General features: G+C 48.2%; 11 protein-coding genes. 9 read left to right on the top strand and 2 right to left on the bottom strand.

The genetic code is table 11. From position 1 onward, the window contains the following. Positions 1–175: 175 nt before the first annotated feature. From MHI52_RS24755 to MHI52_RS24725, 7 genes are all read left to right on the top strand, one after another. Positions 176–2,581: an AraC family transcriptional regulator gene (locus tag MHI52_RS24755; RefSeq protein ID WP_405157817.1), complete on the top strand. Its 2,406-nt coding sequence runs from the start codon at positions 176–178 to the stop codon at positions 2,579–2,581. A gap of 348 nt (positions 2,582–2,929) precedes the next feature. Next, on the top strand, positions 2,930–3,844 hold the full coding sequence (locus MHI52_RS24750; protein ID WP_405159423.1) for an ABC transporter permease: 915 nt from the start codon (positions 2,930–2,932) through the stop codon (positions 3,842–3,844). Positions 3,845–3,856: 12 nt separating this feature from the next. Continuing rightward, positions 3,857–4,744: a carbohydrate ABC transporter permease gene (locus MHI52_RS24745; protein WP_017692544.1), complete on the top strand. Its 888-nt coding sequence runs from the start codon at positions 3,857–3,859 to the stop codon at positions 4,742–4,744. 18 nt (positions 4,745–4,762) lie between these two features. Continuing rightward, on the top strand, positions 4,763–6,268 hold the full coding sequence (locus MHI52_RS24740; RefSeq protein WP_076329047.1) for an extracellular solute-binding protein: 1,506 nt from the start codon (positions 4,763–4,765) through the stop codon (positions 6,266–6,268). 239 nt (positions 6,269–6,507) lie between these two features. Beyond that, a complete protein-coding gene (locus tag MHI52_RS24735; protein WP_405157816.1) occupies positions 6,508–9,855 on the top strand; it encodes a glycosyl hydrolase in 3,348 nt (1,115 codons plus the stop codon). Between the two features lie 20 nt (positions 9,856–9,875). Then, positions 9,876–10,697: a polysaccharide deacetylase family protein gene (locus MHI52_RS24730; protein WP_340984344.1), complete on the top strand. Its 822-nt coding sequence runs from the start codon at positions 9,876–9,878 to the stop codon at positions 10,695–10,697. Between the two features lie 90 nt (positions 10,698–10,787). Beyond that, complete coding sequence (locus MHI52_RS24725; RefSeq protein ID WP_405157815.1) at positions 10,788–12,932, top strand: glycoside hydrolase family 105 protein; 2,145 nt, start codon at positions 10,788–10,790, stop codon at positions 12,930–12,932. A 190-nt stretch (positions 12,933–13,122) separates the two neighbouring features. On the opposite strand, the gene MHI52_RS24720 is transcribed toward MHI52_RS24725, so the two are convergent. After that, on the bottom strand, positions 13,123–13,998 hold the full coding sequence (locus tag MHI52_RS24720; protein ID WP_340984347.1) for a DUF72 domain-containing protein: 876 nt from the start codon (positions 13,996–13,998) through the stop codon (positions 13,123–13,125). 186 nt (positions 13,999–14,184) lie between these two features. Here MHI52_RS24720 and MHI52_RS24715 point away from each other — a divergent pair, with 186 nt between their 5' ends. Beyond that, entirely contained in the window at positions 14,185–14,337 is a 153-nt protein-coding gene (locus MHI52_RS24715) for a hypothetical protein (RefSeq protein WP_353883418.1), read from the top strand. Positions 14,338–14,399: 62 nt separating this feature from the next. After that, positions 14,400–14,867, top strand: a complete 468-nt coding sequence (locus tag MHI52_RS24710) for an Lrp/AsnC family transcriptional regulator (RefSeq protein WP_315370740.1) — start codon at positions 14,400–14,402, stop codon at positions 14,865–14,867. Here the strand turns inward: MHI52_RS24710 and MHI52_RS24705 are convergent. Continuing rightward, positions 14,848–16,053 carry an MFS transporter gene (locus MHI52_RS24705; protein WP_315370739.1) on the bottom strand — a complete coding sequence of 402 codons (1,206 nt, stop codon included), beginning with the start codon at positions 16,051–16,053 and terminating at the stop codon, positions 14,848–14,850. The two genes, MHI52_RS24710 and MHI52_RS24705, sit on opposite strands and share 20 nt — an antisense overlap. Between the last annotated feature and the right edge of the window lie 118 nt (positions 16,054–16,171).

Here is a 16,171-nt window from a genome sequence, read left to right as displayed (position 1 = left end):
CCATTTTGTCATGTTAATAAAACATTGGTTAAAAAAATGATCGGTTACAGATCGTTTCATTCACCTGAGGATTGTGCGTATAATACAAGAAAAGGATTTCATCCATATATTCTCAGGGGAGTTGAGGAAGTTTCCATGACAGTCAGACTCGATGCAAGCAGGCAGGTGAGCAACGATGGAACCGACTAGGAGCGATCGAATATTTGGCAGATTCAAGTGGTTATCCGATTTGAAGGCTGGAAGGCATAAAGGACGATTTTATCGGAACAGCCTCATGCTTATTTTACTCATTGCCAGCATTCCCGGACTAATCACAGGTATCGTCATGTATCAACAGGTTGTTGGCCGGATGGAATCCGAGTTCAATCAGATGCACCAGAACCAGATTGAGAACCGGGCACGTAATGTGGATGACCAGCTGGCTTATCTGGAGATGAACTTATCCCATTGGGCTTTTGAACCGAGGTTTGGCAATGCACTGCGAACGCTGGATTTTGTGTACTATTTTAATGAAACGCAGGAGATTGTGACTACCTTATACGTATTACAAGGTTCCCATCCACTGATCAAGTCAGCACAGCTGTATTTGCAGGAACCGAAGCCAATCTTGTTTAATCGGGATTATACCGAATTGAACGATGAAGCGAAAGTACAAGCATATGATCGATACCTTTCCATGGGGAACCACGTGTACTGGACAGATTGGGTTTCCAGCATCAACAGTGATACCGAACCTTCGACCAACGATAGTCCACTGCATACGGATGCAGGCAATGCACTTGTTCTAGTACATAAGATACCGGGGGAGAGCATTAATCCGTTTGGTGCACTGATCATCACGCTGGATAACGAGAAAGTCGCCAGTTTATTGAAAACGCTTACTCCGTATGACGAAGGTTTAACGTTCCTTATGGATCAGGAAGGAAACACACTGGTTACCGGGAATCCGGGAACGGCGGGAGAGACTTCTGCTTTTGAGCAGCAGCTAAAAGAAGAAGTAGCCCTGCATGCGGGCAGCCGCTCATTCCTGTTCCGATATGAGGATCAGACCTATTCTGTCTCATACGGTTCATTGAGCCGGATCGATTCAGACTGGACTTATGTCTCCGCAGCACCTCTGACCTCAGTCACTTCGCCAGTCAAACTGGTATCCAAAATCATCGTCATTGCGAGTGCAGGCAGTCTCATCCTGGGATTATTGTTATCCTGGTTTGCTTCCCGCCGCATCTATTCGCCTGTAGCACGGATGCTGCATCTGCTTACGCCTGGCAGAAACGAAACAACACCAACGGATGCCAAGCTGGACGAGTTTAAGCTACTGGAGCAACAGTGGAACGAATTGACCTCCCGCAATGTCACGGCACATCGCCAATTGCAGGAGCAGCTTCCCCATCTGCGCGACAGTTTTGTCTTACAACTTGTACAGGGGCATCTATATGCCTATAACGAGCAGGATCTTCAGCAGCGGATGCGTCATCTGGGATTTGAGTTGGAGGGCCAGCAGTTTTTGTTGGTGCAGATGTATTTTACGGGGTACGAGCAGCTGCAAGGCAGATTTGGAAGCCAGGACACGGGATTAGTTACCTTTGCAGCAGTGAATATTACACAGGAAGTTGCGAAAAATTATTTCAGGCAGATCAGTGTCATGAACTTTCATGACCTGTCTTCCGCCATGCTTGTGATCGCTCCCCAGGACGAACCTGTGAAGTCACAAGCGCTGTTATGGGGACGGGAACTGGTGGAGGTCATTGGACGGACGCTCAAAATGAAGGTGACCTTGATGGTCAGTCGCCCGGCAGCTTCACTACAGGAACTGCCCGGACGATTCGTCGAGATGGAACAGGCCGTGGCTTATCGCAGTGTGGAGGAAGGAAGTCAGATTCTCGATCTGGAGGATGAGGCGTGTTTCCGCAGAAATGAAGCAGCTTCCTATCCGCTTGGGTTGGAACGGGAATTGTTACAGGCGGTCAGGCTGGGCAAACAAGCCGAAGCGGAACGTGTGCTGGAACAATTCATGAGTGAGATTACGCGGACGGGCAGTACCGAATTTCAGGTGCAACAGATGATGCTTCAATTGCTCGGTAGCATTCAGCACATGATGCTGCAAACGGGAGTCACACCTTATAAGCTGTTTGGTGGTAGCAACATGTATGAGCGTTTATCCGGTATTCGTGAACCTATACAGATGAGACAATGGATGATGAATGAGGTATTCATACCTTATATACAAGAGGTTGAGGTACGATCGCAGGAACCGCTGAAACTGGTGGTGGAACGAACGATGTTGTATATCGATACACATTACCGCAGCGACATTTCGCTGGAGAATTGTGCTGACGAGGAGCAGATGACACCCTATGCACTGAGTAAGGCTTTCAAACAGGTATCGGGCATCAACTTTATTGATTATTTGACACGTGTGAGAATGGATGCGGCGAAGCAATTGTTGCGGGAGACAACGATGAAAATCAATGATGTTGCAGCGGCTGTGGGATATCAGCACAGTTATTTTAATCGGATCTTCAAGAAACAGGAGGGAGTTACCCCGAGTCAGTATCGCGATCAATGGTTTGGACAATAACCTTTTATATCTTTGTCATTTCAGACCGGCATTCGGCTTTAGAGGATGCCGGTTTTTTCTTTTTTTTACCGTGATACAAAGAAGGATAAACCCGCAAAAATGTGCAATTCTACCCGCTACGTTATGTGCAATTTCTTGTGAAAATGGCGTTATAGCGGGCTTTCCGAACATCATGTCGTAGCAATGCAAAAAATGAAGGTTGCCGGAAACCAGGCGTCTGTATAGTCTGAATAACAGGTTAATTGATAACGCTTACATCGTTGAGGGAGGGGAGACATGATGAACGGGAAGACGGACTGGAATACCAACGGCACTGCAACCACCCAAGCGGATAGGGCCACAAGGCCCATGAGACGAGAGTCCAATTGGAAAAGGCAGATCAAACGAAACAAGTGGTTATATGTGCTTGTGCTTCCCGGCTTTTTGTACTTTGTCATCTTTAAATACTTGCCCATGTGGGGGATCATCATTGCCTTTCAGGACTACCAGCCTTTCCTGGGCATCCGGGAGAGTAACTGGGTGGGGTTAGAGAACTTTACGAACTTTTTCTCCAATCCGGACTTCTTCCGACTATTACGTAATACGCTGGTCCTTGCCCTGTATGATCTCATCTTCTTTTTCCCGGCACCAATCATTATCGCTTTGTTATTAAATGAAATTCGGGTCGCTTTCTTCAAAAGAATGATTCAAACGCTGGTCTATGTACCCCATTTTGTATCGATGGTTATTATCGCCAGTATCACGTACGTGTTCCTGACCCCGCAGGGCGGAGTGTTATACGACCTGATCGCCTGGATTACAGGCAAGCCCATTGATGTACTCTCCAGCCCGGGTTCGTTCCGCCCGCTCATTATTGTTCAGATGATGTGGAAGGAGATGGGATGGGGCACAATTATTTTCTTGGCAGCCCTCGCAGGTGTCGATACGGAACAATATGAAGCCTCCATTGTGGATGGTGCAGGACGGTTACGGCGGATGTGGCATATCACACTTCCAGCCATTCGTACGACCATAGTCATTTTGCTTATTCTCAGACTGGGGAACTTCCTCGATACCGGATTTGAGCAGATCTATCTGATGACCAACTCCCTCAACCGGGATGTGGCGGACGTATTTGATACGTATGTGTACACGGTGGGGATTACGCAAGGTGCATTCAGTTACAGTACCGCTGTGGGACTATTCAAGTCTGTGGTGGGGATTATTCTGGTGCTTGGCAGTAATAAACTTGCGAAAAAATTCGGCCATCCCGGAATTTATTAAGGAGGAGCTCCCATGAACAGCCGTCTATACAACAGCCCTGCCGGCAAGGTATTTGATATCTTCAATTACGTCATGCTGGGGATTCTGGGCATATTAACCGTCCTTCCGTTCCTGTATATTATAGGGAATTCTTTCGCAACGGAAGCCGAGATCACCGAACGCAGTTTTTTCCTCATTCCGAAGGTGTTTTCCTTCAGCGCGTATGAGTATATCTTTTCATCGTCCACGATCTTTCGCAGCATTGGTGTTTCCATTTTCATCACGGTGGCAGGTACACTGGTCAATCTGTTCTTCACACTAACGATGGCTTATCCACTATCCAGAAGTGACTTCTGGGGTCGTAACGTCATGATGAATATGGTGATTTTCTCGATGTTATTTGGCGGTGGCATGATTCCAACGTATCTCGTCATTCGTGGACTGGGACTGCTCGATTCTTACTGGGCCCTTATGCTTCCTGGCGCGATCAGCGCTTTTAACTTAATAGTTGTCAAAAACTTTTTTCAGCAAATGCCGCCCGGGCTGGAGGAAGCGGCCCGCATCGACGGCTGTTCGGATTTAGGCGTGCTGTGGCGAATCGTTCTGCCTTTATCCAAACCGGTCATTGCCACGTTTGCCTTGTTCTACGCCGTAGGCCACTGGAACAATTTTTTCTCGGCACTGTTGTACATTTCCGACAGTGACAAATGGCCGTTACAAGTCATGCTGAGACAGATCGTGTTGCTCTCACAAGCCAGTGTCGGAGATATGGCTAACATGGACCCCAATTTTGTGCAGCCACCAGAGCAGTCGATTAAAATGGCGGTGATCGTTGTAGGTACCATTCCGATTTTGCTGGTGTATCCGTTTTTGCAGAAGCATTTTGCCAAAGGTGTCATGTTAGGTTCAATCAAAGGCTAAAGCCAAGGGGGAGAACGTATGGGACAAAAAACGGGATTCAAAAAAGGTGCACTGTTACTCTCTGCGTCACTGGTATTGAGTACAATTCTGGGAGCATGCTCCACGGATAAAACAGGTTCAGGGAGCGCTGCCGGTGGCACAGACGAAATTACCATTATGCTGCCGAACTTTGAAGCGGAGAATCCGCCGGAGAACAGCCCGGTCATCCAGAAGCTTGAAGAACTGACCAAGGTGGATGTGAACCTGCAGTGGGTGCCAAGCAGCTCGTACGAAGACAAATTTAACATCACACTGGCTTCGGGAAAGCTGCCTCAGATTATGGTGGTGTTAGGGAAGTCCCCAAGTTTTATTAATGCGGCCCGAACCGGAGCATTCTGGGAGCTTGGTCCTTATCTGAAAGATTATCCGAATCTGAGCCAGATGAATGAAATCATCACCAACAATGCGTCAATCGATGGCAAAACCTATGGGATCTACCGGGCACGCGCCTTAGGACGTAATGGGGTCACAATACGCAAAGATTGGCTGGAAAATCTGGGGCTGGAAGAGCCAAAGACGATTGATGAATTTTACAATGTATTAAAAGCGTTCACGAAGGATGATCCAGACGGTAACGGCAAGGATGATACCTATGGTCTGGTTGCCAGCAAGTTCACGGGCCCATGGGATAACATGCAGGTATGGTTCGGTGCACCCAACAAGTGGGCAGATGATGGCAGCGGAGGCCTGATCCCGGCGCATGAGACACCAGAATACATGGAAGCTCTGAAATTTTTCCGTCAAATTTATAGTGAAGGTCTGGTCAACAAGGACTTTGCCGTGATGGATGCAACGAAACTGCCTGATCCTTTTGTGAATGGTCAAGCAGGTGTCATGGTGGATGTAGCAGATAATGCACAGCGCATGGATCAGAAAATACTCGATAAAGACCCCAATGCGACAGGACGTGTGGATGTGCTGCAAGCGATGGAAGGTCCAAAGGGATTGCGTGATATGCCAACGTCCGGTTACTCAGGCCTGATTGCCATTTCCAAAAGCAGTGTCAAAACGGAAGAAGACCTGAAGAAGGTACTGAGCTTTCTGGATCAGCTGAATGAACCGGAGTTGCAGGCATTGTTGTACAACGGACTGGAAGGCAAGCAGTATGAGAAAAAAGAAGACTACATCATACCGAGCACTGACAAGCTTGCGCTCCGCGACCTGCAGGGTTTAAATCAGATTTTGATGTTTGTGCCGGAGGACAGAACGCTTCGTGTCCAACAGACACCTGTCCGTGAAAAGGTTGCACAGGTGCAGAAAGCCAACGAAGAGATTGTCATTGCCAATCCTGGCGAACCGCTGATCTCTGATGTTTACGCTCAGAAAGGACCACAGCTGGACAATATCATTAACGATGCGCGGATCAAATATATCGTAGGTCAGATTGATGAGAAAGGATTCGAAGATGCTGTTGCCCTGTGGAAGAACAACGGCGGAGACGATTATGTCAAAGAAGTCAATGAATTGTACGCTGCACTGAAGTAGTCTTATAAGCCAAAGCCCGGTAGCCGTACTTTCAGTGTAGCGGAAACAGCCGGGTTTTTCTTATCGCTGTGATGGCTTGATCCGTGAACAAAGATTCATCCAACTTTCTGGGAATTATGACTTCCTGAATATGGTTTTTGATGTATAATCAAATCGAAAAAAACCTATTTGAACTGAAATGAACGTTATTGGTAAAGCTGGACACCACACACTCTTGGACACGCAGGGAGGAAGGCAACATGTGGAACGGGGATGCTTTTGAAAATCCCGAGGCGCAGTACAGGGTCCATCCCTTTTGGTTCTGGAACGGGGATATGGAAGAAGAACAGGTTAAGCGGCAAGTGGCTGAGATGGCGGCGCAAGGTGTAGGTGGATTCTTCATCTGTCCACGTCAGGGACTGCAAATTCCCTATCTGTCGGAAGCGTGGTTTGATAAGGTGCGGATTGCAGTGGAAGCGGCGGCTGCTCACGGCATGCAGGTATGGTTATATGACGAATATCCATATCCAAGTGGGATGGCTGGTGGGGAAGTGACCCTTGATTTCCCTGAAGCGAAGCAACGACAGCTCGTGCATCACCAACTGGTGGTTCAGGGCGGAGAAGCTGTGGATATGGAGTTGCCATGGGGACGAGTCTTGGTTGCCAAGGCGATTCCCAAGGATGAACAGGGCAAGCGTCTGTGGCATGGGTCCATCGATCTGCGCAGCAAAATCGGCAATATCCAGACCGATCAGGTCTATCAGGAGACCGGACTCACATCGTATAACCGCAAGCGGTTCTTCACCTACCGAACAGCGTTCCGCTTGTTGTGGGATGTTCCCCCGGGTGATTGGGAGTTGATTATATTTCAAGAAATGGAGATCGATGATTTCAAATATTACGGCAACTTTGTTGATCCTTGCCACAAGGAAGCGATGAGTCGTTTTATTGAACTGACACATGAGCGTTATAAGTCAGCGGTTGGAGATCAATTTGAAAGCGTAATCAAAGGTATGTTCTCGGATGAGATCGCACCGCTGGGTCGTATCCCTTGGTCGCAACAGCTTCCCCGTTATTTCAGCGAGCGTTGTGGTTATAGTCTGATCGATTCGCTACCGGCGCTGTTATATGGTGATGTTCCGGACGCGCATCGGATTCGGTATGACTACTATCAGTCCCTACACCTGCTTCTCAGGGAGTCCTATCACAAACAGGTGCATGACTGGTGTGAGGAAGCAGGAATCCAGTACGCGGCTGAAGTGCCTGGTGTACGGATGACGACCCAGTTGTTCAGCCATATGCCAGGTGGTGATTCAGCACATGAGAAAATTGGACGATCCTTATCGTGGATTCTGGAACGGTATGGTCAAAAGATGCGTGACAATCCCAAGATGGTCAGTTCGCTTGCCCGGCAATTGGGCCGAAGCCGCAATCTGATTGAATGTTTTCACAGTGTAGGCTGGTCCATGACGCTACAGGATGCCAAGTGGATGATTGATCGAATGGCCGCCATGGGCACCAATTTTTATAACTTTCACGCCTTTTTCTATACGATTGGTGGGCTTGCGAAGCATGACGCACCGCCATCTCAATTTTTACAGAATCCCTACTGGAAGCATTTCCGGCAGTTGGGGGATTACACCGGACGTTTGAGCTATCTCATGAGCACTGGAGCAGCAGACATTCGAATTGCTGTACTTGACCCAACGACGACATTCTGGAGTCTGATGGGTAATCCGCTGCATGGATTTGAGTATAGCGGCGAGGACGAAGCAGAACGGGTGCAACTGGAGCGCCTGACGAAGGACTGGATGAGGATCACGACACTTCTGCTCGAAAACAGACGTGACTATGATCACCTTGATCCCGAATTGTTGGCGGAAGCTGACTTAACGGATGGTATCATTCAGATCGGCGTTGCCCGTTATGACGTATTAATTCTGCCACCGATGCTGAATCTGGAGGCCGTGGCCTGGGAACAGGTGAAGCGATTTGTTCGGCAGGGAGGAACTGTCATCTCTGTTGGGATGCCTCCGCATATTGCGATTCAGCAGGGAAGTCCAGAGGGAGATGAAGCTGCCCAGTTCTTTGGTGCGGGCGAGCAGCCACAAGAGGTGTACTGGGGCCGTAGCGTGACAACAGATCACGATAACCGTGAAACCATGTGGCATCAGGGTGAGGGGAATGCCTATTTTCTACCCGCAGGAACGGGGCAGGGAGATGACTTTTCGCTGGAGCTAATCTCTCTCCTGCTCGATCAGGTATTGCCGGAACCCATCTGTTGGATCATGGAGGAGGAAAGCGCCTCCCTGCTGATGCATACCCGTCAATTGTCGTCTGGCGACCAGCTTCAATTGACCAATCAGGAGGGTCAGGACCTGATTGGTCAATTGAAGCTGGTCGCCAGACAGCTGTGGGATGGAACGGAGTTGACAGAGGGTGCTTGTATTGTGGCAGAACGACTTGATCTGGAGACAGGGCGGCTTCAGATATTGCCGTATACGAGCAGTGGTGGGGAATGGTGCATTTCACTAACACTGGCACCTTATGAAGCGCATGCTGTTCGTCTTACTTTACAACCTGCGAAGGAAGAGGCATTAACAACGAAGGTGGATGTAACAGACAAAACGGGTTCGGCGTTCGTAACGGATGTATTGGCAGGAGCTAATCAAGCCTGTAAGATCATGGTCCCTTCGGAAGGGCCATGGCGACTGGAAACGGTGCAACCTAACATTTTGCGAATGGGACAATTCCATCTTCAGGCTTCCAATGTTAATGGTGTGATTCTGGAAAGCCAGCATGTAGCTGTAAAACCGTTTATTGATCAGGCGGCAGAATTATCGGAGCAGCAGCATCTGCCAGTCCAGTTTAATCAGGTATTTGGCACACCGAAAAAAGCATCCTTAGCCTATCCCATCGAATGTCGATATACGACTACATTTGAGCTAAGAACGGCATTGCCTGCATGCCTTTTATTCATGGACAGAGCGGCGATCTCGGGCAGTTGGTCCATGGAGATTAATGGGCAACCACTTGGAAAAGAACAGTTCGATCCAATTGAAATCACCGATCACAATAATATCGCTTGTGATATCACGGAGTTGTTGCACAGCGGTCTCAACGAAATGGCGGTGATTGTGCAGGTAACGAAAGATGAGGATGGCATCGTGGATCCCTTGTATCTACAGGGAAGATTCGGCGTGGAGTTCCATCATGAAGGCATGGTTTCGCTTGTGCGGGAACCGGACACGGCCCTTTGCATCGGACCTGAACCGCAGCCGCTGTATCCCCATTTTGCCGGGGAAATGAGTTATAAACGCACGTTCTGGCTGGATGAGCCAGGTGAAGATATTACCTCGTTTGAACTGGAATTTAGCGATTGGCGTGTGCAGGATGTGGTGGAAGTGCGGGTAAACGGACATAGCCCGGGTGTAAGATGCTGGTCTCCGTATCGTTGGAAGGGAGAGACCTCCTGGTTGCGTCCGGGAGACAACGACATTGAAGTGCGGATTACCAACACATTGATCGGCCTGCTGGAAGGTACGTATTTTGATTCGGAACATCATCGATTACAGGATGCAGGTCATGTACCTGTTGAAGAATTGTGATAAAGGAGTGGAAGTAAGGGATGGGACATCGTATTCAGTTTGACCGCTATCCAGGTGGTGTGATGAAAGCGTTAACGCTCAGTTATGACGACGGAGTGGTGCATGATCGTAGACTGGTGGAAATCTGTAATCGGTATGGTCTGCGGGGAACCTTTAATCTGAACTCCGGTACCCTGCGTAATCCAGGCCGCATTGAGGCTGGGGAAGTCGCTGAACTTTATTCGGGGCATGAAGTAGCCGTTCACACGGTTACTCACCCTACGCTGCCTTATGTTCCGAATGAACTACTGACCGAAGAGATTACGGAGGACCGAAAAGCATTGGAGCAGCTCGTCGGTTATCCGGTACGAGGCATGGCTTATCCCAACGGAGGGTATGACCGTGCGTTAAGTACAAAGCTGGAGTGGCTTGGCATTGATTATGCCCGTACCGTTGAATCACATGGGAGATACACGTTGCCAGATCGGCCGCTTGAATGGCATCCGACGTGTCATCATAACCATGATCTGGCGGCGCATGCCAAACGTTTTATCCAACATTCCAAAACAGGTACGCCACTATTACTCTACGTCTGGGGTCACAGTTATGAGTTCAATGACAACGACAACTGGGAGATCATCGAACAGTTCGGTGAGCAGATTGGCGGCAGGGACGATATCTGGTATGCCACGAACATCGAAGTGATTGCCTATTGGAAAGCGGTGCAACGATTGGAGTGTTCAGCAGATCGCTCCATCATCCATAATCCGTCTGCCATCCCGGTTTGGTTCACGGCTGACCAGCAGGTTGTTGAAGTGCAGGGTGGAGAAACATTGCGGCTAAGCGAACGAATCAAGGTATAAGGAAGGGAGCTGACGATCATTCGTTATTTTCATGAGAACGAGGCGATTGCAGGCAAGGTATACGATTCAATTCCGGATATATTAACTACGGTGGCTCAGCGTTATATTGGCGATCATCCGAAACATTCCTTTTTGTTCAGAGCTTATCATCAGGGAGGTTTTCGTAGACTTGGAGATTATCGTTACGACCTGAATCTGAATGAGAAATGCGTTGGGGCGCATGCAGGGCAGTACGTGTATGTATGGGGCAAGTTATGGAGCGAGCAGAATACAACGTTAAATACGGGCTTGAACTGTTATAGTCCGGTGACGATTTACGTGAACGGTGAAGAGGTATTCAAGTCTGAGCTGTTGCAGGAATTATTTCCCGAGCGAAGAACCCAGATTCCGATTTCCGTGAACTATGGCTGGAATGATGTATTGCTGTGTTTTGTCAAAACAGAAGTGGGATTCGGCGGTATCTACGGAACAGCCTCGTTCAAAAATTTCCCGCTGCACTTCCTCACTCCTGGGGCAGATCGTCAGGGTCAGGAGGGCTGGTTATATTCGGAACCCGTCGATGAACCTGTAGTATCTCTTCCTCGTGACGGCATGACGGAAGAAGAAACGGGTCTTACCTGGTATCCGCGCAGGGGCTGGACAGATGAGGAGCAGAGCATGGGTTCTTTTGCCCGCATCTTTGGTACAGAAAAGCCCGCTGTTGCCTACGCATGGTCCAGATTGGATGTAACTTTGCCAGGAACATCACCAGTTATTTTAAAAGGTCGTCATGATGGAGCTTTGACCCTGTATGTGGATGGCACGGAAGTATACTCTGCTGGAAGCAGCGGTAATTTCCGCGTTGAACTTCCTCGCCGTTACGGTACATCCGATCTGGTGGCGAAAGGTGAAATTCAGGCAGTCGGCGGCTCATGGGGATTCACGTTGGAATATGCCGAGCGTTCGGATTCCAAAGGCTGGAGACTGAAATCGCCTCATCCGGTTGCGGGATGTTCTAACCCCTTGCTGTACACGGGTGTGTTTGCTCCCGGTGCTGAACCATCGCATGTCGACATCGTGCGAACAGATACCGTATTTGATGATGGCGCACAAGGTGTGTATTGGCGGGTAGATCTTCCCGACACCCATGTTCGTCCTTACCTGGAAAATACACATTACGGAAAGTGGAATTATCCGCTTGGCGTTACCCTGCTTGGACTGCTACAGATGGGACAGGAATTGGGACGGGATGATTACATTCAGTATGTGCGGCAACATATTGAACTGAGTACTTCATTTGATCGCTATGGTCTGTGGGATCGGGAAGGGTACGGTGCGGCAGGGATTAATAATCAGCTGTCTGCCATCGACAGTCTGGATGATTGCGGTTCGTTTGGGTCTACGCTGCTTGCTGCGATGGAGTTGGGTGATATTCGTGGGGGAAGAGATACTGCGGATCGGATTGCGGGCTACATTACGGATGAGCAGGAACGTCTGGAGGATGGTGCCTTTTACCGGGTTCGCGGCAGTGGAGAGATGCGTCAGGAAACGATGTGGTGTGATGACTTGTACATGAGTACACCTTTTCTGATGCGTTATGGTCAGTTGACAGGAGATGCGACGTATTGGGATGATGCGGTCAATCAGTTCCTGATGTTCCGTAAATACCTCTACCTTCCCGAACAACAGATCATGTCCCATGTGTATGATTTTGTGCGTGGTCGGGCTACAGGTATTCCGTGGGGACGCGGGAACGGCTGGGTGCTCTTTTCATTAACCGAATTGTTATCCATCCTGCCACATGATCATGTGAAACGGTCGGACCTATTACAGTTCTATCGTGATTTAAGTGAAGGTTATTTGGCGCTGCAAGGGGAAAATGGACTATGGCATCAGGTGCTGAACCGCCCGGATTCATATGAAGAAACCTCCTGCACATCGATGTTCATCTACGCTTATGCCCGAGGTATTCGGGAAGGCTGGCTGGAACAGCCAGAGCCTTATCTGGAGGCCGTACGCAAAGGATGGGAAGGCATGACACGTTTGTCGATTGACTATAAAGGCAATATATACGGGGTATGCCGGGGCTCCGGGTACTCGTTTACCGCCTTGTATTATCGCGATGATTTGGGATGGAATCTGAACGATACCCATGGGATCGGCATTGTGCTCTTGGCAGGCATTGAAGCGCATAAAATGAACCAGCAGCTCCGTGAGGCGCATATCGAGTCTTCGGTTACAGCCGCGCAGCGCTGATGTTTGACACAACGAAACGAATGTATGTGGATAGCCTTCTATAGATAGATTACCAGCTAAAGAAAGCGGCAATGCCCTCGGGCTTGCCGCTTTTAGTTTGTTTCCAATATCGAATCCGCTCTGCATAATAGCAATGATAAATACACTTACCTTCACCCAATAATATGAATAACTCCGTTTATAGCACGTATTAAAATAGCTCCAGCTGCTCCGGTCCTTCTTCCTTCTCCGGTTCAGAACGGTCAGGGAAAGGCTTCACTGGCTGGTCCAGCAGGTCCATCATCATCTGGGCATTCGCTGCTGCATCACCACCGGAGTTGTTGTTGAAAATAACATAGACATCCTTGCTCTGCTCCTGCAATTGCTCCAGATACCCTTTCCACTCCAACAGCTCTTCCTTGTTGTAACGGTACAGGTAACGGGTCTCGCGCCAATTAGGCGCACCATTCTGATGCCAACCGGACACATTGCGTCCGTGCAAGCGCACCAGCGTCATCTCGGAATCCGTCGCCTGTGGCACGATGGGGATAGAACCTAGACCTGCCTGAGGTTCGTCACAGACGCTGTGAATCCAGCCTTGCTCTTTCAGGAACGAAAGCGTGCGCTCTCGCATGTCACCTTCATACCAGCTACGATGACGGAATTCCAGGGCACACGGAATGCCCTCCATTCTCAGTTTCACTTCACGAAGCTCTTTCACGTTGTCTTTATTGCACTCAAACCAAGGCGGATATTGAAACAAGGCTGCCTGCATCTTGCCGGCTTCAATGACCGGTTCCAGTGATTCCCGAAAAGCCTTATACATCTCCGACGTGCTGGTGAAGTATGGTTTGCCTCGCAGATGTCCGGTCATTCCCTGATAGGCTTTGATGATAAAAGCAAAGGATTCGGGCGTCTCTGCAACCCACCGTGCCATTCGATCCCGCGGCTGAACGGCGTAGAAAGAACTATCCACCTCCACGGTGGAGAAGTACTGTCCGTATAGACTGAGCTTGTCTTTGGCTTTGGTACGGTTTGGATAGAGATCTTCCTGATCCCCCCATCCGGTAAGTCCGATGCGAATCATAAGAACACCTCCTGTTGCTTTTTGAACAACCTCTTATAATTAACCGATTTGCAGGCATATGTCTAACATTATATCGTGTGCATTTTGGCTCTTCAATGTTGGAAACTTACTGGGATTTTTTGAGTTTTGCAGAATAAAGACGTTACAATACATTAAAGCTAGGGAGATGATCAGGCTTGTACAATAGTGACTACAGACAGAGGGCCAGTGACCAAGTGGAGGGCGAGAATGGAGGGCGGAGAACAACTGAAAGTATTACGTGCCATTCATCGGATGCTTCGCCCGGGTGGCAGCTTTATAATTGATTTTATGAATACGGCATTGATGTCCATGAATTGATAAATTAATTTGTATAAACGATAATATAATAATACCTTTCAATTATAAGGAGGATACTTAGAGTGGATCATGTTGATAACCAAATCCTTTTACACCTTCAAAATCAAGCTAGGATTTCCATGACTGAACTCGGTAGATTGGTGGGGCTATCCCAACCTGCTGTAACGGAAAGAGTCAAACGGATGGAGGAAAAGGGAATTATTCAGGAATATCGCACAATCATTTCTCCGCAAAAAACCGGAAAAAATGTTGCCGCCTATTTCCTGTTTAGTACTAGAAACTGTAATGTTTTTCTCGATTTTGTTCGGTCGTCACCCTTTGTTGTCGAGTGTCATCGTATGAGCGGAGAACACAATTTTTTAATGAAAGTCATTGCCGACTCTACATACGCACTTGAAGAGTTCGGCAATGACTGTGATAAATATGGAACGTATACGATTCTAATTGTTATGTCTTCACCCATTGATTATAAACCCATCATTCCATCTCTCGAAGAGTTGAAAAATGAATCTATCCACTCTTTGTTGTGAATCCATGTTCTTTCGCTTTCCATACTACGAGTAGCGCAATGAGTACGAGAATAAGCATAACCCATGGAAATGAGAGGACATCAACTGTTACAAGAAGGGCCGCACCAATTAACCCGCCAGCGCTTACAGCCAAATTCCATGCTGTTACCAGCATAGACTGAGCCACGTCCACATTATCACCAGAAGCTTCAGCTACAGCCGTTTGAAGCAGTGAAGCGGCTCCGCCAAAAGTCAGCCCCCACAATGCAGCAGCCAAAAAGATCCCTACTGGCTGACTGCTACTTATCCCAAACATCATAGATGCTAGAGCGAAACCCGCAAGGCTGCATAGAATCAATGGACGAAGCATGCGGTCAATCCATATTCCTGTAATCCAGAGCCCCACAACCGATGCAATACCAAAAACAAATAGTATAATGTCAACACGTTGAACAAGCCCAACTTGAGCGAGGTAAGGCGTAATATATGTGTATAGAATATTGTGAGCTAGTACCCATATTAGTACGACAAACAAGATAGGGCGAATCCCCGGTTTAACGAAAACTTTATGAAGGGGAAGTCTCTTATTCGTTGATTGACCAGCAAAGTCTGGAACTTTTAAGAGTATCCAAACGATTAACAAGACAGTAAACACTGACATGATTCCAAAAACTGTACGCCAGCCTACAAGAGTGCCGAGTATTGTTCCCGCGGGAACACCAAGCGCCATAGCCAAAGGTGTACCTATTCCTGCTACCGCCATAGCTCGACCTTTGAGCGAATCAGGCACCATGCGGCTAGCATAACCTGCTAACATTCCCCACAAAACACCTCCGGCTGCACCTGCCAAGAATCGGGCAACAAGAGTTATTGTGTAACTGGAAGATAGAGCTGTAACACTGTTAAACAAGAAAAAACAAATCAAGCTTAGCAACAACAGTGGCCGCCTCCGCCAACCGCGTGTAGCTGTAGTTAGTGGAATTGCTGCCAAGACAGAGCCAAGGGCATACAACGTTATGAATTGCCCAGCTAATGCCTCTGAGATTCCAAGTCCTTCGCTTATCTGTGGCAATAAACCAGCCGGAATGATTTCAGTTAAGAGACTTATAAATCCAGCTAAGGCAAGCGGAATTAGCCCTACCCATGGGAGGCGGACAGAAGATGCAGCATCCGCAGTGTTACTATGTGTGGTTTTAAGTTTTTTCAATTTATGCCCTCTCCTTTTGAAAATCTTGTACTTACAAAAATATTGCTCAATTGGCATATATAAGCTTATCAAATCAAATAGCAACCTTACATAATCGAATTAAAGTAAATGTATTTTT

Source organism: Paenibacillus sp. FSL H8-0283 (assembly GCF_045040675.1).
GTDB classification, from domain to species: Bacteria; Bacillota; Bacilli; order Paenibacillales; family Paenibacillaceae; genus Paenibacillus; species Paenibacillus amylolyticus.
This window is presented reverse-complemented; position numbering and strand designations above follow the sequence as displayed.

What these genes read in the sequence shown, in the direction of transcription:
- MHI52_RS24735 (WP_405157816.1), top strand. Translation starts at nt 6,508, where the DNA reads ATGTGGAACGGGGATGCTTTTGAAAATCCCGAGGCGCAGTACAGGGTC.
- MHI52_RS24720 (WP_340984347.1), bottom strand. Translation starts at nt 13,998, where the DNA reads ATGATTCGCATCGGACTTACCGGATGGGGGGATCAGGAAGATCTCTAT.
- MHI52_RS24740 (WP_076329047.1), top strand. Translation starts at nt 4,763, where the DNA reads ATGGGACAAAAAACGGGATTCAAAAAAGGTGCACTGTTACTCTCTGCG.
- MHI52_RS24750 (WP_405159423.1), top strand. Translation starts at nt 2,930, where the DNA reads ATGAGACGAGAGTCCAATTGGAAAAGGCAGATCAAACGAAACAAGTGG.
- MHI52_RS24730 (WP_340984344.1), top strand. Translation starts at nt 9,876, where the DNA reads ATGGGACATCGTATTCAGTTTGACCGCTATCCAGGTGGTGTGATGAAA.
- MHI52_RS24745 (WP_017692544.1), top strand. Translation starts at nt 3,857, where the DNA reads ATGAACAGCCGTCTATACAACAGCCCTGCCGGCAAGGTATTTGATATC.
- MHI52_RS24755 (WP_405157817.1), top strand. Translation starts at nt 176, where the DNA reads ATGGAACCGACTAGGAGCGATCGAATATTTGGCAGATTCAAGTGGTTA.